Source organism: Microbispora sp. H11081 (genome assembly GCF_012999535.1).
Classification (GTDB): domain Bacteria; phylum Actinomycetota; class Actinomycetes; order Streptosporangiales; family Streptosporangiaceae; genus Microbispora.
In genome coordinates this window covers 23,860-47,032 of record NZ_JABBWV010000016.1, presented here as the reverse complement: position 1 = coordinate 47,032, position 23,173 = coordinate 23,860, and the positions used below count along the sequence as shown (strand labels likewise).

At 69.9% G+C, this 23,173-nt stretch carries 21 protein-coding genes, 1 tRNA gene and 1 pseudogene; 12 read left to right on the top strand and 11 right to left on the bottom strand.

Annotated features, from left to right (window positions below):
• Window positions 1–187: 187 nt before the first annotated feature.
• A pseudogene (locus tag HHX31_RS28935) lies at window positions 188–2,221 on the top strand (glycosyl hydrolase); the annotation flags it as partial.
• 35 nt (window positions 2,222–2,256) lie between these two features.
• Here the strand turns inward: HHX31_RS28935 and HHX31_RS36060 are convergent.
• Window positions 2,257–2,616 carry a hypothetical protein gene (locus tag HHX31_RS36060; protein ID WP_396712052.1) on the bottom strand — a complete coding sequence of 120 codons (360 nt, stop codon included), beginning with the start codon at window positions 2,614–2,616 and terminating at the stop codon, window positions 2,257–2,259.
• On the opposite strand from HHX31_RS36060, the gene HHX31_RS36055 reads away from it, so the two are divergent.
• A complete protein-coding gene (locus HHX31_RS36055) occupies window positions 2,597–3,010 on the top strand; it encodes a carbohydrate-binding protein (RefSeq protein WP_396712049.1) in 414 nt (137 codons plus the stop codon). The genes HHX31_RS36060 and HHX31_RS36055 overlap by 20 nt on opposite strands.
• A gap of 65 nt (window positions 3,011–3,075) precedes the next feature.
• On the opposite strand, the gene HHX31_RS28930 is transcribed toward HHX31_RS36055, so the two are convergent.
• Window positions 3,076–4,023, bottom strand: a complete 948-nt coding sequence (locus HHX31_RS28930; RefSeq protein WP_169952113.1) for an AraC family transcriptional regulator — start codon at window positions 4,021–4,023, stop codon at window positions 3,076–3,078.
• Between the two features lie 137 nt (window positions 4,024–4,160).
• Here HHX31_RS28930 and HHX31_RS28925 point away from each other — a divergent pair, with 137 nt between their 5' ends.
• The 3 genes from HHX31_RS28925 (at window position 4,161) to HHX31_RS28915 (ending at window position 7,175) form a co-directional block, all read left to right on the top strand.
• Window positions 4,161–4,667 carry a DUF1772 domain-containing protein gene (locus HHX31_RS28925; RefSeq protein WP_169952111.1) on the top strand — a complete coding sequence of 169 codons (507 nt, stop codon included), beginning with the start codon at window positions 4,161–4,163 and terminating at the stop codon, window positions 4,665–4,667.
• 168 nt (window positions 4,668–4,835) lie between these two features.
• Window positions 4,836–5,423, top strand: a complete 588-nt coding sequence (locus HHX31_RS28920; RefSeq protein WP_249346916.1) for a hypothetical protein — start codon at window positions 4,836–4,838, stop codon at window positions 5,421–5,423.
• Between the two features lie 357 nt (window positions 5,424–5,780).
• On the top strand, window positions 5,781–7,175 hold the full coding sequence (locus HHX31_RS28915; protein ID WP_169952109.1) for a glycoside hydrolase family 16 protein: 1,395 nt from the start codon (window positions 5,781–5,783) through the stop codon (window positions 7,173–7,175).
• A gap of 83 nt (window positions 7,176–7,258) precedes the next feature.
• Here the strand turns inward: HHX31_RS28915 and HHX31_RS28910 are convergent, their stop codons facing one another.
• Together HHX31_RS28910 and HHX31_RS28905 are read right to left on the bottom strand one after the other, a co-directional pair.
• Window positions 7,259–7,837 (bottom strand): DUF5666 domain-containing protein, encoded by a 579-nt coding sequence (locus tag HHX31_RS28910; protein ID WP_169952107.1) that lies wholly within the window; start codon window positions 7,835–7,837, stop codon window positions 7,259–7,261.
• Between the two features lie 280 nt (window positions 7,838–8,117).
• Entirely contained in the window at window positions 8,118–8,711 is a 594-nt protein-coding gene (locus HHX31_RS28905; RefSeq protein ID WP_169952105.1) for a TetR/AcrR family transcriptional regulator, read from the bottom strand.
• An 84-nt stretch (window positions 8,712–8,795) separates the two neighbouring features.
• Here HHX31_RS28905 and HHX31_RS28900 point away from each other — a divergent pair, with 84 nt between their 5' ends.
• Window positions 8,796–9,503, top strand: a complete 708-nt coding sequence (locus HHX31_RS28900) for an alpha/beta fold hydrolase (RefSeq protein ID WP_249346914.1) — start codon at window positions 8,796–8,798, stop codon at window positions 9,501–9,503.
• 14 nt (window positions 9,504–9,517) lie between these two features.
• On the opposite strand, the gene HHX31_RS28895 is transcribed toward HHX31_RS28900, so the two are convergent.
• Together HHX31_RS28895 and HHX31_RS28890 are read right to left on the bottom strand one after the other, a co-directional pair.
• Window positions 9,518–10,138 carry a LysE family translocator gene (locus HHX31_RS28895; protein WP_169952103.1) on the bottom strand — a complete coding sequence of 207 codons (621 nt, stop codon included), beginning with the start codon at window positions 10,136–10,138 and terminating at the stop codon, window positions 9,518–9,520.
• Between the two features lie 73 nt (window positions 10,139–10,211).
• On the bottom strand, window positions 10,212–10,580 hold the full coding sequence (locus HHX31_RS28890; RefSeq protein WP_169952263.1) for a response regulator: 369 nt from the start codon (window positions 10,578–10,580) through the stop codon (window positions 10,212–10,214).
• 148 nt (window positions 10,581–10,728) lie between these two features.
• Between HHX31_RS28890 and HHX31_RS28885 the strand changes: the two genes are divergently transcribed.
• The 4 genes from HHX31_RS28885 (at window position 10,729) to HHX31_RS28870 (ending at window position 13,468) form a co-directional block, all read left to right on the top strand.
• Window positions 10,729–10,800: transfer RNA gene (locus HHX31_RS28885), tRNA-Arg, on the top strand.
• A 425-nt stretch (window positions 10,801–11,225) separates the two neighbouring features.
• Window positions 11,226–12,608, top strand: a complete 1,383-nt coding sequence (locus HHX31_RS28880; protein WP_249346911.1) for a nitronate monooxygenase — start codon at window positions 11,226–11,228, stop codon at window positions 12,606–12,608.
• A 255-nt stretch (window positions 12,609–12,863) separates the two neighbouring features.
• Window positions 12,864–13,019 (top strand): hypothetical protein, encoded by a 156-nt coding sequence (locus HHX31_RS28875; protein WP_169952099.1) that lies wholly within the window; start codon window positions 12,864–12,866, stop codon window positions 13,017–13,019.
• Complete coding sequence (locus HHX31_RS28870; protein ID WP_169952097.1) at window positions 13,016–13,468, top strand: hypothetical protein; 453 nt, start codon at window positions 13,016–13,018, stop codon at window positions 13,466–13,468. Before HHX31_RS28875 ends, HHX31_RS28870 begins: the two co-directional genes overlap by 4 nt.
• Window positions 13,469–13,485: 17 nt before the next feature.
• Here HHX31_RS28870 and HHX31_RS28865 read toward each other — a convergent pair whose 3' ends face one another.
• Both HHX31_RS28865 and HHX31_RS28860 read right to left on the bottom strand, forming a co-directional pair.
• Entirely contained in the window at window positions 13,486–14,436 is a 951-nt protein-coding gene (locus tag HHX31_RS28865; RefSeq protein ID WP_169952095.1) for a hypothetical protein, read from the bottom strand.
• Window positions 14,437–14,479: 43 nt separating this feature from the next.
• Window positions 14,480–15,115, bottom strand: coding sequence for a hypothetical protein (locus tag HHX31_RS28860; protein WP_211590473.1), 636 nt, complete (start codon window positions 15,113–15,115; stop codon window positions 14,480–14,482).
• 464 nt (window positions 15,116–15,579) lie between these two features.
• Here HHX31_RS28860 and HHX31_RS28855 point away from each other — a divergent pair, with 464 nt between their 5' ends.
• Window positions 15,580–17,100: a phosphoesterase gene (locus HHX31_RS28855; protein WP_169952091.1), complete on the top strand. Its 1,521-nt coding sequence runs from the start codon at window positions 15,580–15,582 to the stop codon at window positions 17,098–17,100.
• A 188-nt stretch (window positions 17,101–17,288) separates the two neighbouring features.
• On the opposite strand, the gene HHX31_RS28850 is transcribed toward HHX31_RS28855, so the two are convergent.
• Window positions 17,289–17,624 carry a helix-turn-helix transcriptional regulator gene (locus HHX31_RS28850; protein WP_169952089.1) on the bottom strand — a complete coding sequence of 112 codons (336 nt, stop codon included), beginning with the start codon at window positions 17,622–17,624 and terminating at the stop codon, window positions 17,289–17,291.
• Window positions 17,625–17,829: 205 nt separating this feature from the next.
• Here HHX31_RS28850 and HHX31_RS28845 point away from each other — a divergent pair, with 205 nt between their 5' ends.
• Entirely contained in the window at window positions 17,830–18,456 is a 627-nt protein-coding gene (locus HHX31_RS28845) for an isoprenylcysteine carboxylmethyltransferase family protein (RefSeq protein ID WP_169952087.1), read from the top strand.
• Window positions 18,457–18,539: 83 nt separating this feature from the next.
• On the opposite strand, the gene HHX31_RS35850 is transcribed toward HHX31_RS28845, so the two are convergent.
• Window positions 18,540–21,236 carry a ricin-type beta-trefoil lectin domain protein gene (locus HHX31_RS35850; RefSeq protein ID WP_169952085.1) on the bottom strand — a complete coding sequence of 899 codons (2,697 nt, stop codon included), beginning with the start codon at window positions 21,234–21,236 and terminating at the stop codon, window positions 18,540–18,542.
• A gap of 602 nt (window positions 21,237–21,838) precedes the next feature.
• Window positions 21,839–23,059: a glycosyltransferase 87 family protein gene (locus tag HHX31_RS28835; RefSeq protein ID WP_169952082.1), complete on the bottom strand. Its 1,221-nt coding sequence runs from the start codon at window positions 23,057–23,059 to the stop codon at window positions 21,839–21,841.
• Window positions 23,060–23,173 lie beyond the last annotated feature (114 nt).

Sequence of the window (23,173 nt, the reverse complement as noted above, 5' to 3'; positions counted from 1 at the left end):
TCCAATGTGAGAGCGCTCTCGCGCTCGTCGTGAAACTTTCCTTGCGTGTTGACAGCCTATTTCAGCACGCTTAGCGTCAACGACGCTGAGAGCGCTTCCAGCAGGCTGCCGGATGACGCCGCCGAATCCGGGAACCGCCCGGTGCCCTGCCTCCCGCAGCCGTTGAACCCCCCAGCGGAGGTCGCCCATGCCATTTCGTCCCCTCAGAACCCTCGGCCTCGCCGTCCTGACCGCCCTCACCCTGTCACTGCCCGTCCTGCCTGCCACGCCCGCCGGCGCCGCCACGGTCCCGGTCGGCGCGGGCGGCTACACCACCGACCTGCCCGCCGGAGCCAGCGGCCCCGCCAACTCGGCCGGCGCGCCTGTCACGCCCAAGGTCACCTCGAACGTCACCCGCAAGGTACCCACCAACGACTGGTGGTCGTCGCTCGCCTTCCAGCGGTACGCGGGCAACCCGTACTCGGAGAACATGTACGGCCACCCGCTGGCCTTCCGCGCGGTGTCCGGCGGGCTGGAGGTCAGCTACCCGGGGACGCCGTTGATCAGCTCGGACGGCCGGCAGTACGAGTTCGCGCACGCCCGCGATCTCACCCTGGGCGTGACCGGGCTCAACTCGCCCGACACCAAGGTGGACGACTGGTCCGACTGGACCGTCACGCCGTACTGGTCGGACGGCGCGCGCTCGCTGAAGGCGACCATCGGGCACGGCCTGCCGTACGTCTACGCCTCGCCGAGCGGCGGCGACGCCAGGGTCGCGTTCGTGGCGACGCCCGCGGTCTGGGCCGACCGGGGCAACGTCCTCGGCGTCACCGTCAACGGCCACCACTACGGGATCTTCGGGCCGTCCGGCACCGACTGGAACCTCAGCGGCACGGTCGCGACCGACGCGCTCGGCGGGAAGAACTACTTCTCCGTCGCCGCGCTGCCCGACGCGTCCGCCTCGACGCTCGACCTGTTCGCGAAGTACGCCTTCAGCTTCGTCACCGGCACGAGGGTGACCTGGTCGTACGACGAGGCGTCCGCGCGGCTCACCACCACCTACACGGCGACCACCTCGGCCAGGGAGGGCACGCAGACCGGCACGCTGCTCGCGCTCTACCGGCACCAGTGGCTGGCCACGAGCAGCCCGCTGACGTCGTACACCTACGTCTCGCCGCGCGGCACGATGAAGCTGCGCGAGGGCACGTCGTTCAGCACCGTCGAGACGTTCCACGGCGTGCTGCCCTCGCTGCCCGACCTCGGCGCGTACGACAGGACCAGGCTCGGCGACTACGTCAGGCAGGAGGCGAACGCGGCCGACCCGTGGAAGGGCGCGACCGACACCTACTGGACCGGCAAGGCGCTAGGACGCCTCGCCCAGCTCGTGCCGATCGCCGACCAGCTCGGCGACACCACCTCACGCGACAGGCTGCTCGGCCTGCTGAAGAGCGAGCTGGAGAGCTGGTTCACGGCCGGGGGAGCCGAGCAGTTCCGCTACGACTCCACGTGGGGGGTGCTCACCGGCTACCCCGCCTCGTACGGCAGCGACACCGAGGTCAACGACCACCACTTCCACTACGGCTACTACCTGATGGCCGCCGCGACCGTGGCGAGGTACGACACGTCCTGGGCGGCGAGCTGGGCGCCGATGGCCAGGCTGCTGGCCGCGGACGCGAACAACTGGGACAGGTCGGAGACCCGGTTCCCGTTCCTGCGCAACTTCGACGCGTACGCCGGCCACGGCTGGGCGTCGGGGCACCAGGGGTTCGCCGCGGGCAACAACGAGGAGTCGTCGTCCGAGGCGATGAACTTCGCGACAGGGGCGATACTCCTCGGTGCGGCGACGGGTGACACCGCCCTGCGCGACCTCGGCGTCTACCTCTACACGACCCAGACGGCGGCCATCGCGCAGTACTGGTTCGACAAGGACGGCGCGGTCTTCCCCGCGGCGTTCGGGCACGACACGGCGGGCATGATCTGGGGCTCCGGCGCGGCGTACTCGACCTGGTGGACGGCCAACCCCGAGGAGATCCACGGGATCAACATGCTGCCGGTCACCGGCGGGTCGCTCTACCACGGGCTCTACCAGGCCGACGTGCGGCAGAACCTGTCGGAGATGGAGGCGAACAACGGCGGCCCGGCGGTCGAGTGGAAGGACGTCGTCTGGCAGTTCAGGGCGCTCGCCGACCCGGCCGCGGCGAAGAGCGCGTGGGACGCCGGATACACGACGCTGACGCCCGAGACGGGGGAGTCGCTCGCGCACACCTATCATTGGATCTACAACCTGGCCAGGATGGGCACGGTCGACCCCGGCGTGACCGCGGACAGCGCGACCGCCGCCGTCTTCGTCAGCGGCTCCACCCGGACGTACGTCGCGCACAACTTCGGCACGTCGGCCAGGACGGTGCGGTTCTCCGACGGCAGGACCCTGACCGTGCCGGCCAGGTCCACGGCGACCAGCGCGGGCGGAGCCACCTCCTCCCCGTCGCCGTCGCCCTCCCCGTCGCCGTCGCCCTCCCCGTCCCGGTCACCCTCGCCGTCACCGTCGCCCTCGCCCTCCCCGTCCAGGTCCCCCTCGCCGTCGCCTTCGGCATCCCCGTCGCCCGTCCCCGGCGGGGTGGACGCGCGCTCGACCATCCAGGCCGAGGCCTACCAGGCGCAGAGCGGCACCCAGACGGAGACGACCCAGGACGCGGGCGGCGGGCAGAACGTCGCCTACATCTCCAACGGCGACTGGCTGCGCTACGACAACGTCGACTTCGGGTCGACGGCGGCGCGGCAGTTCAAGGCCAGGGTCGCCTCCGGCGCGGCGGGCGGCGTGAGCGGTCTCGTACAGGTGCGGCTCGACAGCCCGACGGCGGCCCCGATCGGCGACTTCGCCGTGGGCAACACCGGCGGCTGGCAGAGCTGGACGACGATCCCCGCGAACGTCACGGGCGTCACCGGCAGGCACACCGTCTATCTGACGTTCAGCAGCGGTCAACCGGCCGACTTCGTCAACCTCAACTGGTTCACGTTCGCCACGTCCTGACGAACGGCCCGCGGCGAACGGCCCGCGGCGGGCGGCACGTGACCGGCGTGCCGCCCCTGCGGCTTTCAGGCGTCCGGGTCCCTCCGGCCCTCGCGGTACCGCTGTGGGCTCACTCCGTGCTCCCGCTTGAAGGCCGAGCTGAGCGCGAAGGCGGTGCCGTACCCCACCTGCCGGGCCACCGCCTCCAGCGTCGCGTCCGTCTCCCGCAGCAGGTCGGCCGCCCGCGCCAGCCGCAGCCCGGTCAGGTAGGCCATCGGCGGCTCGCCGACGAGCCGCGCGAACCGCTGCGCCAGCGCCGCGCGGGAGACCCCCGCCCGTCGCGCCAGTTCGGCGACCGTCCAGGGGTGGGCGGGGTCGGCGTGCAGCGTACGCAGCGCCTGCCCGACCACCGGGTCGCCGTGCGCCCGGTACCAGCCGGGGGCCCGCGCGTCCGGGCGGGAGAACCAGGCCCGCAGCACGGCGATCAGCAGCAGGTCGAGCAGGCGGTCGAGCACCACCTCCTGGCCCGGCTCGTCCTTGACGATCTCCCGGCCGAGCAGCGTGACCAGGGAGCCGTCCCAGGAGTCGCCGCGCAGCAGGAGCAGCGCAGGCAGCGCCGCCAGCAGGCGGCCGGTGACCGCGCCGCGCATCGGGTAGGCGCCGACGAGCATCACGGCCGAGCCGCCGGGGTCGTTGCCCCAGCCGCGCGTGCCCAGGGCCATCTCCGCGGAGACGACGCGGCCGTCCGGCGTGGTGCAGACCTGCCCGGGGTGGATCACGACCCGGGGCGTGGTCGCGGGGTCGTCGGCGACCGTGTAGTGGCTGGGCCCGCGCACGACCGCCACGTCACCTGGCCCCAGCCGTACGGCCCGGTCGCCGTCCGGGACGATCCACGCCTCGTCGCGCACCATCGCGATCAGGCACAGCGGCGCCTCGTCCTGGATCCGCACCGACCAGGGCGGGCTCAGCGTCGCCCGCAGCAGGAAGGCCCCTCGCGCCCGGGGGCCGTCCAGGAGATCGGCCAGCGCGTCCATGCCCAGATCGTAGACGGCCGGATATGCGGTCGAGCGTCTCGGCGATGTCCCCGGGAGCGGCCCGCCGGTTGAGTGGTGACCATGAAGAAAGCGCGAATACCGGTCGACCTCGGCGGCCGCGGCGCGGTGGAGGAGGCATGACGTCTCTCCTGGCCGCCGTCGCCGCGGCTCTGTCCATGCTCATGACCGCCGGGATGGCGGGCACGTTCTTCGGGTTCTCGGTGGGCGTCATGCCGGGGCTGAACGCGGCGCCGGCCTCCTCGGCGATCGACGCGATGAACGCCGTCAACGTGAAGATCCAGAACCCGGTGTTCCTGGGGGCGTTCGTCCTCGCCCCGGTCGCCGCCGCCGGGGCGGGCGCGCTCCTGCTGGCCACCCCTCACTCCGGCGCGGCCTGGCCGTTCCTCGCGGCGGCCGCCGTGTACGTCGTGGGCGTGGTGCTGATCACCGCCGCGGTGAACGTGCCGATGAACGACGCCCTGGCCGCCGCGGGGGCTCACGGCGACCCGGGCGAGGCCGCCGCCCGGATCTGGTCGGACTACTCCTCCCGGTGGAGCACGTGGAACACCTGGCGGGCCGTGGGCGGCGCGGTGAGCCTGCTGCTGACGGCGTACGGCGCCTACCGCTGGGGCGTGGGCTCCTGACCACGCCGCTGGCGAGGTGCCGGCGATCTGTCCGCGATCTGACGAAAGTCCTATGAGGGCGGGACCTCGGGACGACCCCGGCGTGCCGTACGGCACCAGCGGCGGGGGTGGTGGGCGCGGTTTGCTAGAGGTGTCGAAGAGAGATGTGAACGCTGAAAGGGGCCGGTCATGGCCACCATCGAAGGGCGCAACAGGAGGCACCGCCTCCGTCGCACCGCTCCCGCCGCGGCTGCCGGCACGACCGGCGCCACCGAGCCCCAGACCACCACCCAGGGCCCCGCCCGGTTCGCCTGGGCCGCCGCCCGCATCGCCATCGGCTGGGTGTTCCTGTGGGCCTTCCTGGACAAGACGTTCGGCTTCGGCTTCGCCACCCCGGCCGCCAAGGCCTGGATCAACGGCGGCAGCCCGACCACCGGCTTCCTGAAGGGGACCGCCGACAACGCTCTGGGCGGCATGTTCAACGCGCTGGCCGGACAGGCCTGGGTCGACTGGCTGTTCATGATCGGTCTGGCCGGCATCGGCACCGCGCTCATCCTGGGCATCGGAATGCGCATCGCCGCCGCCACCGGCGGACTGCTCCTGGTCCTGATGTGGGCGGCCGAACTGCCCCTGACCACCAACCCGTTCATGGACGACCACATCGTCTACGCCATCGTCCTGATCGGACTGGCCCTCGCCAACGCCGGCGACACCCTCGGACTCGGCAAGGCATGGGCCGCCACCCCGCTGGTCCGCCGCCTCCCGATCCTCAGGTAGACCCGCGACTCCGGTGCCCACCCCCAGGCTCCTGGGGGTGGGCACCGGCATGTCCGGGGGCCCTGCACGGGGCCCCCGCACTGGGTACCTGCGCTGGGGAGAGCGCTCTCTGTCCGTGCCGTCCACAGGCGCTTTGTCGGAGAGAACGCTCTCTTCGATTTTCACAGACTCTCTTGACTTCGGTGATACCGGAGGGAACAGTGGCGCTCAAGCGGTCCGCGATCGCGGTGCGCGGGCCCTCACGACCCCTCCGGACGCCGCCGTCCGGCCCTGAAGACGTCCGCCGTCTTCGCCGCGTGAGGCCACCCGTACCCCCATCCCCCCGCCGCGACGGCCGGACCGAGGAGAGAGGTGCTCATGCGCGTGCTCAACTCCCCATGGCGGCGCTCACTGCTGGCGCTGCTCGCCGCGGCCGCCGCGGTCACCGCCCTCGCCGTACGGCCCGCAGACGCGTCCGTGCCCGGGACGCCGTCCGGCTGGTCGCTCGTCTGGGCGGACGACTTCAACGGCTCGGCAGGATCGCTCCCCTCGTCCACCAACTGGATCATCGACACCGGTCACTCCTACCCGGGCGGCCCGTCCAACTGGGGCACCGGTGAGATCCAGAACTACACGGCCAACCCCGCCAACGTCAGCCTGGACGGCTCGGGCAACCTGCGCATCACCCCGATCGGCAGCGGGCAGAACTGGACCTCCGCCCGCATCGAGACCCGCCGTACGGACTTCAAGCCCGAGGCCGGGCGGACCCTGCGCATCGAGGGCCGCATCCAGATGCCGAACGTCACCGGCGACGCCGCCCTCGGCTACTGGCCGGCCTTCTGGGCGCTGGGCTCGCCGTACCGCGGCAACTACCAGAACTGGCCGGCCATCGGCGAGTTCGACATCATGGAGAACGTCAACGGCATCAACTCGGCCTGGGGCGTGCTGCACTGCGGGGTGAACCCCGGGGGAGCGTGCAACGAGACCAACGGCCTGGGCAACAGCCGGGCCTGCCCCGGCTCGACCTGCCAGTCGGCCTTCCACACCTACCGGTTCGAGTGGGACCGCGGCGTCACCCCCAACCAGCTCAGGTGGTACGTCGACGGCCAGCAGTACCACAGCGTCAGCCAGAACCAGCTCGACGCCACAACCTGGTCGAACATGACCTCGCACGCCGGATACTTCATCCTGCTCAACGTCGCCATGGGCGGCGGCTTCCCCAACGGCGTCGCCGGATTCTCCACGCCGACCTCCGCCACCGTGTCCGGACGCCCGATGGTGGTCGACTACGTGGCCGTCTGGCAGAGCGGCGCGACCAGCAGCCCGTCGCCATCGCCCAGCTCGCCCCCGCCCGGTGGCGTGGACGCCCGCTCGACCATCCAGGCGGAGAGCTATCAGGCGCAGAGCGGCACGCAGACGGAGACGACCCAGGACGCGGGCGGCGGGCAGAACGTCGCCTACATCTCCAACGGCGACTGGCTGCGCTACGACAACGTCAACTTCGGGTCGACGGCGGCACGGCAGTTCAAGGCCAGGGTCGCCTCCGGCGCGGCGGGCGGCGTGAGCGGTCTCGTACAGGTGCGGCTCGACAGCCCCACCGCCACTCCGATCGGCGACTTCGCCGTCGGCAACACCGGCGGCTGGCAGAGCTGGACGACCATCCCGGCGAACATCGCGCCGACGACCGGCACCCACACCGTCTATCTGACGTTCAGCAGCGGCCAGCCGGCCGACTTCGTCAACCTCAACTGGTTCACGTTCGCCACGTCGTGAGGCTCGCACGGGCGGGGGGCCGCGACGGTCCCCCGCCCGTGGACCACGAGCGACGTCACTCCGTTGACGTCACTCCGTTGACGTCACTCCGTGGGCGGAACGGTCTCCGGTGACGCCGGCCCGCTGGGCGTGACCGGCGCGGGCGGAGTCTGCGGCGCCTCCGACGGCGCCCCGCCGCCGCCGTGACCCGGGAGCGCCGGCCGGCTCGCGTCCGCGACGATGAGCGCCGTCGGCTTGTCGCCCGTCGTGCCCACGACCCACACCTGGTCGCCCGGCTGGATCCCCTGCAGGCCCTTGTAGTCGGCGACGATCCGCGTCGACTCGTTGACCGTGTAGGTGCGGCCGCCGACCGTGAGCGTGCCGTTCTGCACCGAGTCCACCGCGCCCGTCTGGCTCGTGAAGGTCTGGTAGTCGCCGGACGGGCTGGGCTGTGCCTGCGCCCTGACCGGTCCGAGCTGGAGCAGGGCGAGCTCGGTCATGCCGAACCGCTCCGGGCCCGGCGCGAGCTGTCCCGCCCGGTCGTACCGCGACTGGACCTCCTGGCCAGGGGCGCCGGCCGCGGCGAGGCCGGCGCCGGTGGCGAGCGTGACCGCCACGGCGACGCCGAGGAGGAGCCGGGGCCGCTTGCCATGATGTCTCTGCGGCTTGCTGGAAGTGGTCATCGGTGTGCTCCCTCCAGTCCCGCGCCGGGGCACGGCATGACGCGGTGCGGCCTGACGCGGCCGGCGCGGCTGGGACTGTGCGCGAACGACGTGAGCGGGCGTGCGAAGGTCGTGGGACGTCCGCGGGAATGATGGGCCGGGCGCGCCCGGCCGCGCATGGCCGCGCGTGGAGCGCGCGGCGCCGGCGAACGAGCCGAGGGGCACGCCACCGGCCCGCTTGGCCGGCCCGGTGACAGGCCGTCTGGCAGGTCCGGTCCTTCTGGTAGGCCTGGTCCGTCGGTCAGCCGCCGGTCGGCGCCGGTCGGCCTGCCTCCGGATCCCCTGGCCGCCCTACCCCATCGAGTACGGCGTTCACCGCCCGCTCGGTAAAGCCATCGTCCAGAGGCAGTTGCCGGAATACCACCCGCAGCCAGACCGCGCCGGCGAGCAGATCCATGATCGTCATCGGGTCGGCGTGGTCGTCGATCTCGCCGCGTTCCCGGGCCCGCTCGAAGATCGGGCCTTCCCGGGTGAACCGGTCGGCGAAGAACCCCTTGGCCGCCGCGGCCAGTTCCGGGTTGTTGGCGGCGGCCCCCAGCGCGGCGACGGCGATGTCCGCAGCCGGGGGAGTGGTGAGCATCCACGCCAGGCCGTCAAGCAGCGCGCGGAGGTCGCCACGGAGGCTGCCGGTGTCGGGCGCGTCGAAATCGAACGCCCGCGCCTCGGTCAGCGCCGTGCCGAGCAGGGCGGCCTTCGACGGCCACCACCGGTAGATCGTCGTCTTGTTGACCCCTGACCGCTCGGCCACGCCCTCGATGGTCAGGCCCTCGTAGCCCTTCTCGGCCAGCAGCGTGAGCGTGGCGTCGAAGATGTCGTCCTTCTTGCGTGGGGCCATGCCGGGAGCCTACTGCAACGCACCGTTGTGTTTTATTAGTAAAATGCAACGCAACGGTGCGTTGCATTGCGTATGGAGGATTTCATGAGCATGCCGGTGGTCTTCGTCCACGGGATCCGGATGAGCGGCACGATGTGGTCCCCGGTCCGGGAGTTGCTGCGGGCCCCGTCCGCCGCGCCCGACCTGCCCGGACACGGTCACCGGCGCGGCGAGCCGTACGACACGGAGGCGGCCTGCCGCGTCGTCGCGGAGGCGATCGAGGAGTTGGGGGGCAGGGCTCTCGTCGTGGGGATGTCCCTCGGGGGCTATGTCGGCATCGCCACCGCCGCACGGCATCCCGGCCTCGTCGCGGGCCTGGTGGCGATGGGATGCACGGCGCGGCCGGACCGGCCCATCGCACGCGCCTACCGGCTCATGGGGCATCTGGCCTCCCGCGACCCGGAGCGGGCCGACCGGATGAGCCGCTTCGCGCTGCGCCGGATGCTGCCGGGCGCCGTCGGCGAGGCCGCGGTCGCGGGCGGGCTCAGCAGCGAGGTCGTGACGCCCGTCGTTACGGCGGTCACGGCGGAGGACCCCCTCGCCGACCTCGCGGGCTACCAGGGGCGGGTCTGGCTCGTGAACGGCAGGCGCGACCCGTTCCGGGCCGACGAGCAGGCGTTCCTGCGGGCCTGCGCCAACGGCAGTCTCACCCACGTGCCCCGCCGGGGCCATCTGACCGTGCTCGCCGATCCCGCCTGGATCGCCCGCTTCGTCGACGACGCCGCCGAGACGGTCACTGCCTGCCGGGCCTGATCACCCCGGCCTGATCAACCCCGTGCCGTACGTCCGGCTCCGCTGAACGCGGCGACGAAGGCGAGCGCCAGGTAGACCAGCCCCGAGGCGTACCTGAGCGTGCCCGCGCGCAGCCGCCCGCCCAGCGACCCCGCCGTGAGCGCGTACGCGAGATCGGCGGCCAGCCCGATGACGGCGATGACCAGCCCGAGAAGGAGGATCTGCCCCGGCACGTCGCCCGAGGGATCCACGAACTGGGGCAGGAACGCCAGGAAGAACAGCACGGTCTTCGGGTTCAGCACGTTGACGACGACGCCTTCGAGGAAGACCCGGCGCAGCGGCTGCGGCCTCGGCTCGTCGTCGTCCGAGCCCTTGCGGGTCAGGGCGCGGACGCCGAGATAGACCAGATAGGCGACACCGGCCCACTTCACCGCGGCGAACAGCCCCGCGGACCGCGCGAGCAGATAGGAGAGCCCGGCCGCCGCGGCGGCGATGTGGACCAGCGTGCCCGTCTCCACGCCCAGCGCCGAGGCGACCCCCGCGCGGCGGCCCTGGGTGACCCCCCGGGCGGCGATGTAGAGATGGTTGGGCCCCGGCACGGCCACCAGAGCCGCCGAGGTCGCCGCGAAAACCAGGAACGTCGAGGCATCGATCACGCTTGCCGAGGTTAGAAGCGTTCCGGCCCGGGTTCCCGGGCCAATCGGCCGCTGTGCGCGTGGACCAATCCGCTCAGACCGAGCCGGGGCCCTCCGCGAGGTCCCGTACGATCTGGATCAGCTCGGCAGGGTCGAACGGCTTGGTGAGATAGGCGTCGACGCCGATGTCGTAGCCCCGCCTGCGGTCGTCCTCCTGGGCCCGGGCCGTGATGAGCATGACCTTGATGTGCCGGGTGCTCGGGTCCTCCCGCAGCCGGGTGGCCGTCTCCCATCCGTCCAGACGCGGCATCATGACGTCGAGAGTGATGACGTCGGGATCCACGTCGTGGACGCGGTCCAAGCAGTCCTGCCCGTCGTAGGCCGTCTCGACCTCGAACCCCTCCAAGGTCAGGTTGACCGCTATGAGCTGCCGGATGATCTCGTCGTCATCCACGACCAGCACGCGTCCCAGAAGCTCGCTCACGGCGGCAAAGTTAGCAACGAGACGGGGTGAGCGCGCGGTTTTCGCTGATCTACGGGCCGCCGCTCCCGGGCGGCCGTATTGATGTGACGAACGGCCTTCAAGTGCTGGTAGCCTTATCAGCGGTTGAGCCCCCTTAGCTCAGGGGATAGAGCACCGGCCTCCGGAGCCGGGTGCGCAGGTTCGAATCCTGCAGGGGGCACCCATAGTGCGTTGAAGCGGGACAAGTAGTTACTTGTCCCGCTTTTCGCTTTTCGGGCGGCCACATGCTGCGTGCCTCACTGCGGAACGCCCATCAGGCATGGGAACTCGTGTCACTGGTCATCTGCCTCGGTGCGCTGCCGACACAGGCACCACGCTGGTCGCCACCTGTGCCGCGCTGGCCTCTCGGAAAGGTCGACAGGAGGACCACCGTCTCCCCGGCGGGGACCTTTGTCACTACAGCCCCCTCGCGGGGCGTGGTGGACTCCTGATCGGCCCTGCCCGTCCTGAATGCCGGCGGGCCGCATAAGAGGACCTGAGATTCGGGGGTGCGGGTTGTCCGACGCCGATTGCCTTATGGAAGCCTTCCCGGTAGCGCGGACCGGGCCCGCAGGGGTGGCGCCGCCCGTCCTGATACAGGGCGGGATGGGAGTGGGAGTGTCCGGCTGGCGGCTGGCACGCGCGGTGGCGAGCACCGGTCAGCTCGGTGTGGTGTCGGGCACGGCGCTCGACGTCACCCTGGCCCGCCGGCTGCAGCAGGGAGATCCGGGAGGGCATCTGCGCCGGGCGCTGGCCCATTTCCCGGTGCCCGAGATCGCCGAGCGGGTCCTGACCCGCTACTTCTGTTCTGGCGAGGCCGGCAGCGGCAGGCCGTACCGGCCGGTGCCGCGCCTGGGGCTGCGGCACAACCAGGCCGCGGACGAGTTGGCCGTGGTCGCCAACTTCGCCGAGGTCCTGCTCGCAAAGGAAGGGCACCACGGCCTGATCGGGGTCAATTATCTGGAGAAGATCCAGATGGCCACGCCGGCCGCGGTCTACGGGGCGATGCTCGCCGGGGTCGACTACGTGCTCATGGGCGCGGGTATACCGGCCGAGATTCCGCGGCTGCTCGACGATCTCGCGGCGCACCGGGCGGCGGCGATCTCGGTGACCGTGGCCGGCGGCGAGACGCCGTACACGGTCGGCCTCGACCCGGTGGCGCTGCTCGGCCGGTCGCTCCCGCCTCTGGCACGGCCCCGGCTGATGGCGATCGTCTCCTCGCACGTCCTGGCCGCCTACCTCGCGCGCTCGCCCGGCACCAGGCCGGACGGGTTCGTGATCGAGTCGCCGTCGGCGGGCGGGCACAGCGCGCCGCCGCGCGGCCGGCTGCGTCTGGACGAGGCGGGTGAACCTGTGTACGGCCCGCGCGACGAGGTGGACACCGGCAAGGTCGCGGCGCTCGGCCTGCCGTTCTGGCTCGCGGGCGGGCACGGCACGCCCGACGGGCTCGCCAGAGCGCTGGAGATGGGGGCTACCGGGATCCAGGTGGGGTCGGCATTCGCGCTCTGCCGGGAGTCCGGCCTGGACGACGAGCTCAGACGGCGACTGCTGCGCGGCGCCGCCGACGGCACGCTTGAGGTCCGCAACGATCCGCACGCCTCCCCTGCGGGGTTCCCCTTCAAGGTCGCCCAGGTCCCCGGCACGCTGTCCGAAGCCGGCGTCTACGCGCAGCGGACCCGGTTGTGCGACCTGGGCTACCTGCGCACGCCCTATCAGAAGCCGGACGGCGGGGTCGGCTACCGCTGCCCCGCGGAACCGGTGGAAACCTACGTCCGCAAGGGCGGTCGCATGGAGGAGGCCACCGAGCGCCGGTGCCTGTGCAACGGCCTGCTCGCCGCGATCGGCCTCGGGCAGCGCCGCCCGGACGGGTATCTGGAGCCCCCGCTGCTCACCCTCGGCCAGGACACCGGCTTCCTCGACGGGCTGCCGGACGACTACTCAGCAGCCGAGGTGGTGGACCGCATTCTGCATGGGACGAGCGCACGGTGACCGGGGCACGGGCCGCGTCGGCACCGCCCTCGTGTCGCCCGACGGCGATCGCCACGAGCGGCCCGACGTCTCGACGCGGCCACCGCCGACCGGCAGGACGTCTTCGGATTGTGCCGACACTCACCCCAGATCTTCGGCGAGCTGGCGGGCCGTAAGGCGCCCCCGCGACTGGAGCAGCGGAAGGATTGACAGCAGCCGGGACGCGCGCCATCCACTGACGGTACGTGTCAGTGGATGGGCCGTACTGTCCCGGATATGGCGTTCATCCAGAAGATCACACAGCCGCTCGACCCGATCGCGGTCGACGACCGGCATCACAACGACCCGCCCGGGCCGGTGTTCGAGCCGAGGGGCGAATCCCCGGACCGCGACCACCTGGCCGGCATCCGGTCGGAAGGGGCGGGACTGTGAACAACTTCGACTTCCTCGTCGGCAGGTGGGACGTGGCCAACCGGAGGCTGCTGAAGCGGGGCGTCGGCAGCGACGAGTGGGAGGAGTTCCCCGGCCGCTGCGTCGCGTACGGCTTCTTCGACGGCGCGGGCAGCTTCGACACGCTCACGCTGCCCACCAAGGACTTCGACGGCGCGACGGTCCGGACGTACGACGCCGAGCGGGACGAGTGGTCCATCTACTGGGTCAACAGCAGGCGCGGTCTGGATCCGGTCCCGGTTGTCGGCCGTTTCGTCGACGGGGTCGGCACCTTCTACGCCGACGACACCGACGACGGCCGCCCGATCCGCGTCCGGTTCATCTGGTCGGGCATCACGCCCGACTCGTGCCACTGGGAGCAGGCATTCTCCTACGACGGCGGGCAGACCTGGGAGACCAACTGGACCATGGACTCCACCCGCGTCGGGTGATGCCGTGCTGACGTCCATTAGTCCGTACGGCCGTCGATCAGGTGGATATGACATAACCCCGGGCTGAAGGCGGCGACGTGATCGGGGGTGCCGTGATGAGGCTTCGAGGGCGTGAAGCGGCCTTCGCTGACTGCGACGTCGTAGGCGCCGCCGTAAGGGTACTCGGCCAGGATCCCGGTCACCTGGTGCTCGGCTGCCCAGGCGAGTCCTGCATCCAGCGTGTCGAACACGCCGGAGGCGTGTCGGGCGTGGTCACCGTGGAAGATCCAGACGGCCGGCCTGAGCGGATCGCTCTGGTCGGCGCTGGGCCTGCGGCGCAGGCCCTCCGGCGTGAACGAGAACGCGCCGGGAAATGGCCCCGGCCGATGGCGTACGGCGAGCACCACCGGTTCGGGGTGGACGCCCCGCAGACCGGTCTCGGGCGCGGTGTCCGCGAAGGCATTCCACAGGTGAAAGCACATAAGGTCGTCGTCGCGACTGGCGGTGACGTAGCCCAGGGTCTTGGGGAAGAACGGGTTGGTTCCGCCGATCCACAGCGACGGAGGGCCGAACGTCTCGATGACCTCGGACAGCGTCCGGTTCTGCGTCACCCATCCGCCGATGTCGGCGCTCAACCGCTGATGCTCAGCCGCTGACAGCGCCCGATCCAGCTCCAGCCAGCCGAGACGATGAGCGATCTCGGCGTAGACGGAGGCCGTGGCCTCACGCAGGGCGTCGGCGGGAAGGATGTCGCTGTAGGCGCCTTCCACGCCCAGCGCGTTGAACGCGTCGCGCTCGCTGAGTCGATCGCACTCCGCCCACCACCGCGTCAGGCTCCCGTCCACGGCGGCCATCGCCTCCAGCAGAAGCCGTTCCGCCATCTCATCCCTGCCGTACATGCCAGGGCGACGAAGCACACCGTTCACCCGCTCCAGGTGGTGTCGGCGAACCTCGTTCAGAAGGGGGTCGGAGCCCTCATCGCTGCTCATCGCATCGATCATGACATCCGGCAGATGAGGACGGGTATCGCCGCTATCGGTGGTGCTGACAGTACTCGACGTGTAGTTCCGCCCACGGGCGGCGGCGGTCCGGGTACCCCATCCGGCCCAGGTTGATCTCAGCGCAGCAGTGCGCGTCGGGACTCTCCGCGAAATGCTCCGGACAATCCTCCGCCAGGGCACGCACCTGATCTGCCTCCAGCTCGAAGGCTTCGCGGCTGCCGATCAGGAAGAGGGTGTCCGCGGCGATGTCCCAACGGAGATGATCACGGAAGCCCTGATGAGTCCACCGCCACTGATCGGCATCGGGGCGCCGGCGAAACTCCTGAGGGGGCAGTTTCACGCCATGCGGCCTGCCCGCTCCCAATCGGTCGCGGACCTGTTTCCAGCGGGAGACCGGGAACGCCAGGCGGTGATGCAACAGGACCAGATCCAGCAGCCGTTCCTGGTTCGCCGAGTCAGCCGGGCGGGCCGTGCGGAGCGGCAGGTAGATCAGGCTGTGCGGGGAGCGGGCGGCCAGCCCCCAGGCCATCGCGAGTGCTATGGCCGCCTGCTTGTCCACGCTGAGCTCCGTGCCGAGCCGGCCGTCGTACAGCATCGCGTGCTTCACGGCTTGGGCCGGCCGGACCACGCGGTACTCGCCGCGGTCAAGGCGAACCTCGCTGATCAATGTTGGCCATGTCTGTTCTGAAAGGCGCACTCTCACCCCGTCTCGTGTCTCGTCCGAGAAAGCATGCTAAGAGCGGACCGTCGGCTTGACGAGCGGTTTTGTGCGCATCGATTCAGCCGCACGACCAGGGCGCTCAGGACCGCAATGCGGCGGCTCGTCGTAGCCGCCGAGGCGGACGGTTTCGAGTTCGACGACTGACCCGCCTGCTGCCGGCTCGATTCGGCGGATGGCCCTCTCGCCGACATCCCAGGCGTCGCCGGCCCGTCCTGTCGGATGCGTTTCCACCACATCCACGCCGATGCCCTGCGCGCTGCCGCCCGCGTGTGCGCCGGTCGCGGTGCTCGCGGCCGGCCTCTGATCGGCCGGCCATTGTTTCCATCAAGGTCAACAGGCATTCAAGCGAGCTACATGATCAACAGATGGTCTTGATCGCGGATCAGCACCACTCTGAAAGGATCTGCTCAATGCCTGGTTCTGACGATCAGCGACAGGCCCCCGCCCTTCTGACGCGACGCAGGCTGCTCGCCGTCACCGGCGGCCTCGTCGGCGCGGTCGCCGTCAGCGGCCTGGCCGGTCCGGCCTGGGCCGGCGCCGGGCTTCCCCGTGGCCGCCGCCAGTGGCTGGCCGGTGACCACCACGTGCACAGCGAGTTCAGCGTCGGGTACGACAACTCCACGACCCCGCCCACCCCGATCATCGCCGGCGACGCCATCTATCCGTTGGCGGTCAACGCGGCCAACGCTGAGAAGTTCGGGCTCGCGTGGATCGTCTCGACCGACCATGGCGGGCCGCAGCACTCGAAGCTGGACGCCGAGAAGCGTTATCCCAGCCTGCTGGAGGCGCGTCGCAAGGTGCCCGGCGTGCTGCAGTTCTACGGCATGGAGCTGGACACCCCGGCGGCCGACCACTCCAGTCTGATCATCCCCAAGGTCGCCGCCGAGCGGGACATCCTGTTCGACCTGGAGAGCCGATTCTCCAGCCGCGACCCCTTCCCCGCCGACCCGGCCTTCAACACCGAGCAGAAGATGCTCGAGGCGCTGCGCGTCATGAGCCAGCTCCCGCAGAAGCCGCTGCTCTTCGCCAACCACCCCGCCCGTTCGGCCTCCGGGCTGGGCGTGTACGGCCAGGACACCCCCGCCGAGTTCCGCAATTGGAACGACACCGCACCCGACATCGCCCACGGCTTCGAGGGCGCCCCCGGGCACCAGGCCGGCACGCTCAACCGCGACGGCACGATCAACCCCAACGGCAGTCGCGGCGGCTACGGCAACTACCCGACGATGGGTGGATTCGACCAGATGACCGCCCGCCTCGGCGGCCTGTGGGACTCCCTGCTCGGCGAGGGACGCCGCTGGTGGATCACCTCCACCTCCGACTCGCACGTGCACTACCACGACGGCGGCAGCGACTTCTGGCCGGGCGAGTACTCCAAGACGTACGTCTACGCCGGATGGGACTACGCGGACATCCTCGACGCGCTGCGCAACGGGCGGATCTTCGTGACCCTCGGCGACCTGATCGACCAGCTCGATCTGACGGTCCGTCGTGCCGGCAAGGCCCCCCAACACGCCGAGGCGAACGGGTCGTCGGCCACCGTCGGCGAGACCCTCACGCTGCGCGGCCGTGACCGCGACGCCGAGATCGAGGTCCGCGTCCGCGAACCCCGCACGCCCAACGCCTCGGGGCAGCGCCCGCACGTCAACCGCATCGACATCATCACCGGCCGGGTCACCGGACCGGCCGCGGATCGTTCCTCCGACACCAACCCGACCACCGCCGTCGCCGGCAGGTACGGCCCGGGTCAGTGGAGCCGTGAAGGGGACGAGATCGTCGTCCGGCACACGCTGCGCGACATCGACGGCCCGATGTACGTCCGGGTGCGCGGCACCAACACCGACGAGCTCGAGCCTCAGCCCGACCCGCGTGGCTCCGACCCCTGGTCGGACCTGTGGTTCTACTCCAACCCGGTGTTCATCGACCGCTGAACCGGCGCCGCGAAGCGCGCGACAGGCACCCGTCGGCGGATGGCAGGAGACGTACGACTCCGCCGGCGGGTGCGTCCGCGTCCTGAGGCGCGGACGCTCCGGCTCCACTGGCCCGAGGTGCGCCAGCACGCCCAGCCGCCGCAGCCGCTCGCGGTGGGCCGGGGCGAGGCCGAGCGAGATCGAGGAGGTCAGCAGCATCCCTTCTGGTCCGTGTCCACGCAGGTCCGGTCGGCGGCCACGGCGATCACGGCGGTCCGCAGGTCGTCCAGTGCGTGGCCGAGCCTCTCGTCGGCCAGTTCGTAGCGGGTCCTCCGGCCGTCGGGCAGGGCGACTACCAGGCCGCAGTCGCGCAGGCAGGCCAGGTGGTTGCTCAGCCGGGTGCGGGAGACGCCGAGAAGGTCGGCCAGGTCGGCGGGGTAAGCCGGCGCCTCGCGAAGCGCGATCAGGATCCGGCAGCGAATGGGGTCGGCCAGGGCGCGGCCGAAGCGGGCGAGCACTTCGATGTCGGGGGCGACAGTGAACACCCCCAAAACGTTACATCGGCCCATGAATTCAGTCATGCATGTACTCCGAAGTGAGACGCGGGCTCGGGGCTCTGGGTGACTGGCGTACGCCGAGAGTACAGCTTGCGCTGAATTCATAAAAGCTTGTACTTTCGCCGTCCAGTCGACCACTCGACGACGCGGCGACCGCTCGGCGCGGGACGCCTGCCTGGAAAGGAGGATGCGGATGCTCGTCGCGGCCTGGGCTTCCCTGCTCAGCTACCTGGTTCTGATGTTCCTGGCCTTCGGAGCCCGCGCGTGGATCCATCGGGCCCGTACCGGCCGTACGGGCATGAACGGCTTCCGCGGACGGGTGTTCTCGGCCGAGTGGTGGGCCGGAACGCTCTTCGCGGTCGCGATCGCCCTGGGCCTGCTCACGCCGATCCTCGCGCTGACCGGCGTCGGTGAGCCGGTCGCGGCTCTCGTCGCCGCCCCGATACAGATCGCCGGCGCGGCCCTCGTTCTTCTGGGCGGCGCAGGCACCTTGTTCTCGCAGTCGGTCATGGGGGCGTCCTGGCGCGTCGGAGTGGACGAGCGTGAGACCACCGCCCTGGTGACCACCGGCCCGTTCCAGGTGGCCCGCAATCCGATCTTCACCGCGATGGCCACGGCGTCGATCGGCTGGGGCCTGCTGATGCCCTCATGGCCGGCCCTGCTCGCGCTCGTCACCCTGGTCGTGGCGGTGCAACTGCAGGTCCGGGTCGTCGAGGAGCCCTACCTGATCCGTGCGCACGGCCCGCGCTACCTGGCCTACGCGTCTCGGACGGGCCGCTTCGTGCCTGCCCTGGGCAGGCTGCGGGCCGAGCACTCCTGACCCGCGGTGGAGGTCCCGGTCGCCGGAAGGGCGGGCCGCGGACGGTGCTGGTGCGACCGTCCGCGGCCCGGTAGGACCTCACATCAGCTGCGCAGGCTCCACTGCTGGTTGGAGCCGCCGTTGCACGACCACAGAATGAGCTTCGTGCCGTTGGCGGTGCCCGCGCCGTTGGCGTCCAGGCACAACCCGGACTGCACACCGGTGAAGGTGCCGTTGGAGTTGAGGTTCCACTGCTGGTTCGTCTGTCCGTTGCAGTCCCAGATGATCACCTGGGTGCCGTTAGAGGTGCCCTGGTTGTACGCGTCCAGGCACTTGTTGCCGAACACCTGCAGTTGCTTGCCGGACGTGTACGTCCACCGCTGGTTGGTCTGGCCGTTGCAGTCCCACAGCTGGACCTGGACGCCGTTGGTCGCCGAGGCGCCGGTGACGTCCACACAACGGCCGGACTGGCCGCCGACGATCGAGCCGCTCTGCTGGCCGCTTCCGCCGCCGTTCCCCTGCCTGACGAGCGACTTCGACTCGGCGGAACGGTTCCCCTGGGCGTCCACGACGTAGAGCCGATAATCACCGTTCGACGTCGGAACCGCGATGGAGGTCGCGGTTCCGCCCGCCCTGGTCATCGTGTTGCCGACGGCGAAGGACGTCGTGCCCGAGGGGGCCAGCCACACCGTCTTGCTCGCGTCGCCGGCGCTCCGGATGGGAATCGATGTCACGCCGGAGCCGACGTACGTGCTGGCGGGCAGGACGTAGTCCGGCAGCGAGAGATTGCTCTGGGGGATGACGTTCCGGTACGCGTCCTCGAGTCCGGAGTTCACGGCGATGCCGTAGGCCTGCGACGGCCAGACGTAGTCGGAGGACACGATGATGTCCTGGACCGTGCTGTTCGGCAGGTTCTTGTTGGAGACCTTGTTGATGGGGCCGTACGTCTGCGTGATGCTCAGATCGTGCTTACGCCCCCAGTCGTCGGAGTTGATGAGCCACGTGACGTTCTTGTCCACGCTCAGGACGTTGTCGCGGAAAGTGATGTACGCGGAACCCTCGTCCGGGTGGAGTCCGTACTTGTGACCGGACGGGACGCCCTGCAGGTAGTTGTTCGTGATCGTGGTGCCCGGCTGGCTGCCCAGCGTGTAAATGGGAGCGGTGTCGCTGAGGCGCTGCACCGTGTCGATGATGTGGTTGTCGCTGATGGTGTTGTTCTTCGCCGTGGTGGTCGGCCGGTTGGGCGCGATCGAGCCTGACGATCCGTCGAAGTTCCACCACCCCCAGCCGAGTGTTATACCGGACCACGGGGTTTTCTCGATGAGATTGTGCTGGATGGTCAGGCCGTCGGCGAAGTACGCCGAGATGGGGCTGTGCCCGTTGAACAACACGGCGCTGTCGTAGATGTAGTTGTTCTTTATCTCGATGTTCTTGGGCGCGCCTTCGACCTGGACGGAGTACTTCTCCCGGTTGGACGTGGTGTAGTCGCCGATGTAGACATGCTGCGGATGGCCCACGGAGATGGCGGATCCGGCGATGTCGTTGGTGTAGTTGCCGATCAGCCGCGTGTTCACCACGTCGTTGGCCATGGTGATTCCGTCGACGCCGGTGTGCTGTATCCGGTTGCTCTGCAGGACGAGCCCGTCGGCGTTCTCGATCTGGATCATGCCGGGCGCCAGGTCGACGTTGCGGTAGTAGTAGGCGTGGAAGTTCTGCTTGGCGTAGGCGAGCGCGCCGAGGTTGCCCTGCTGGGCCTGCTTGAGCACCGAGCCCGCCACGTTGAACAGGTTCCAGTCGGAGTGCTGCACCGTGAGGCCGGAGAACGTGATGTTCCGGACACGGTTGCTCGTGGAGGCGCCGGCGACCTTGAGAAGGGTGGACACGTTGTTGGGCGCCCAGACCGCCGCGGTCGTCATGTTCTCCGAACTCGCCTTGTAGTAGTACAAGGTCCGGCTCGTCTTGTCGAAGAAGAACTCGCCCGGCGCGTCCAGGAACTCGTAGGCGTTCATGACCTTGTGGGTGCCGCCGATCTGGGCGTTGCCGTTGAAGGCGCCCTGCGCGATGGCCGCTCCCGGCTGCTGGAACAGGGCGATGCGGTTCGAGCCCTCAGTGGTCACCTGCCGGACACCCACGATGGCCGTGGTCCAGGTCGTCGAGGTCTCAATTTCGATGTCGTCCTGGTTGGCGGCGACGGCGGGAAAGTCGTTCAGGCCGTACTTCGCTCCCGCGCATTGCGAGCCCGACTCCCACGCCCAGGACGCCTGCCCCGCCGTGACGGTGTAGGTGCCGTAGCACCCCTGTGAGCTCATCGTTTTCGAAGCCATGTACGCGCGCTTGTCGTTGACATAGAGCGCACGGAGTTTGTTGGCGCGGTTCAGCGGGGCTTTCCAGATGTTGCCGCTGTGCTGCGTCCATCCGGTCACCTGGACGCCTCCGGTGAGGACCGGCGTCTCGTTCTGGTACGCGGAGTAGACGACCCGGAATCCGTTCGTGCCGGAGTCGGCCGTCGTGAAGTCGATGGTGCTGCCGACCGAGTAGGTGCCCCCGCGGAGATACACGTAGATGTCGCCGGTCATGTTGGCGTTCACCGTACGGACGACGTCCCTCGCGCGCTGCAGGGTTCTGAACGGTGAGGTGATCGTTCCAGGGTTGGAGTCGTTGCCATCGGGGCCGACGTAGTAGGTCGCCTGGGTGGCTGCCGAGGCCGCGGTACTCCCTGTGAAGGTCGCCAGCAACACCGCGGCGGCGAACACCGCGAGCGCTGCTAACGCCTTTCCAGTGGTGGACAGGGCTGACTTCACGCTCTGTTCCTTTCGCTGGTTCCGAGCGGATCTCCGCCGCGAAGTCGCCCCGCCTCAGCAGAACTCGCCGGGGTGTGCCATCGCGCGGACATGGCGACGAGCCCTCCGGTACGTGAAGGACGAGCCTGCCGGTGTGGTGGAAGTCCCGGCCGTCCACCCCGGCCCCGCGCTGACAACGGTCGCGCCGCCGGGGCGCGAGGTCGCCCCATAACACGTCCTAAAGAGCCTGTGGCAGACGTGACGCTGCCATTTCGGACGAAACGTATGACGTATGCCGACTGATGTCTAGGAACAGGCAGGCTCCGAGAGGGGCGCCGCGCGGCAGCGCCTGAGGCGCTTCTTCGTCCACCCTGGCGCCGCGAGGGCCGCCGAGCGTCCGGCGACATAGTGCGCTGTCGGGGCAGCGGCGGGTCGCCGCCGGTCATGCGTACCGCGACCCGGCGCGATCCGCCAAGGGGCGCTCGCGGATGCCGGTCGGATCAGGGCATTCCGGGCAGGAGGGTCTCAGGGGAGACCGCTTATCTCGGCAGCGGCGAATGCCGTGTGCCGATGAAACTTTCAGCTACAACGGTGGGCGCCGCGCGGAAACCATTCCCGCCGCATCAGTATCCGGGAACGACAGAGAGCGGCTCGTCGTCGCCTGGCGTGCGCCCTCGCCGCAGCCGATCGCTCCGGCCGGAAAGGACCGCGAGCGCCAGCAGTGCCGACAGTCCGATGACTACATAGCTGTTCATCAGCGGCATGAGCCACATTCCGGCCCGGGCCGGATACAGGAAGAGCGTCGCCAGGGTGACATATCCGGGCAGGAGGAAGACGAACCACGTGACCCCCACGCCCACCTTCTCGAGCGGGGCGTCGACGCGCTGAGCACGCTGTGCCCAGAGCACCAGCAGCGGTACGCACCAGACCCAGTGGTGCGGCCAGGAGACGGGTGAGACGAGCAGACCCACGATGGCGCACAAGGTGATGCCGGCAGGCTCGCCCGCCTTCTTGGCGGTCCGTGCGGCGATCAGCAGCCCACCCGCGCCGACCACCGCGCACATGGCCAGCCAGACAGGCGTCGTGGGCCAGGAGCCGGGCAGGAACCCGAGCACGCCGCGAAGCGACTGGTTGAAGAAGTTCGTGCCCTGACCGTCCACCCGGTGCGTGTCCATGAACGCACCACCCCAGTAGTCCCGCGAATCGGCCGGCAGCAGCAGGGCTCCCAGGGCCACCGTGCAGAGGAAACTCACGCCGGCCGTCAGGGCGGCCCGGAAGCGACGCGTGACGAGAAGATAGGGAATGAAGATCAGTGCGGTGAGTTTGACGCCGGCGGCGATGCCCGTTGCTATGCCGTGCCATTTCGCATTGCCGTGCGTCAGATCCGCGAGTATCACCAGCAGCAGGATGAGGCCGATCTGCCCGTTCCACAGCGTCAGCATCACCGGATACAGGGGGAGCGTCGCGATGACGACCAGCAACGTGTGGGTCGCCCGGCGGCGACGGCTCCGCCCCGCGGTGCGGCCGACGAGGATCCATATCACCGCCTCGAAGGCGAGTATGGAGACCAGCACCCAGAGGGTGATGGCGGCCTCCATGCCGACCAGGGCGAGAGGCGTGAACAGCATCGCCCCGAACGGCGTGTAGGTGAACTGGAGCGAATACTTGCCGACCACCAGGTCGTAGACGGAATCGCCCCGCAGGACCGCCGCCCCGCCTTCCCGGTAGACCTCCAGGTCGACCCAGCCCTCCGCATAGGTCACGTAGAAGACCAGGGCCGTCAGCGCGCCACCCAACGCGATCAATGCGCCGCATGCCGCCTGGAAAGAGCCGCTGTCTCTCATGCTCGGACGAACTCGCGGACGGATGGGCGCCGAAGTAGCCATGGCAACTCCCCGCTTGAGTGGCTGCGGAGCACGCTAGCCACGCGGGCTTGTCCAAAGCTTGTCGTGCGCGTC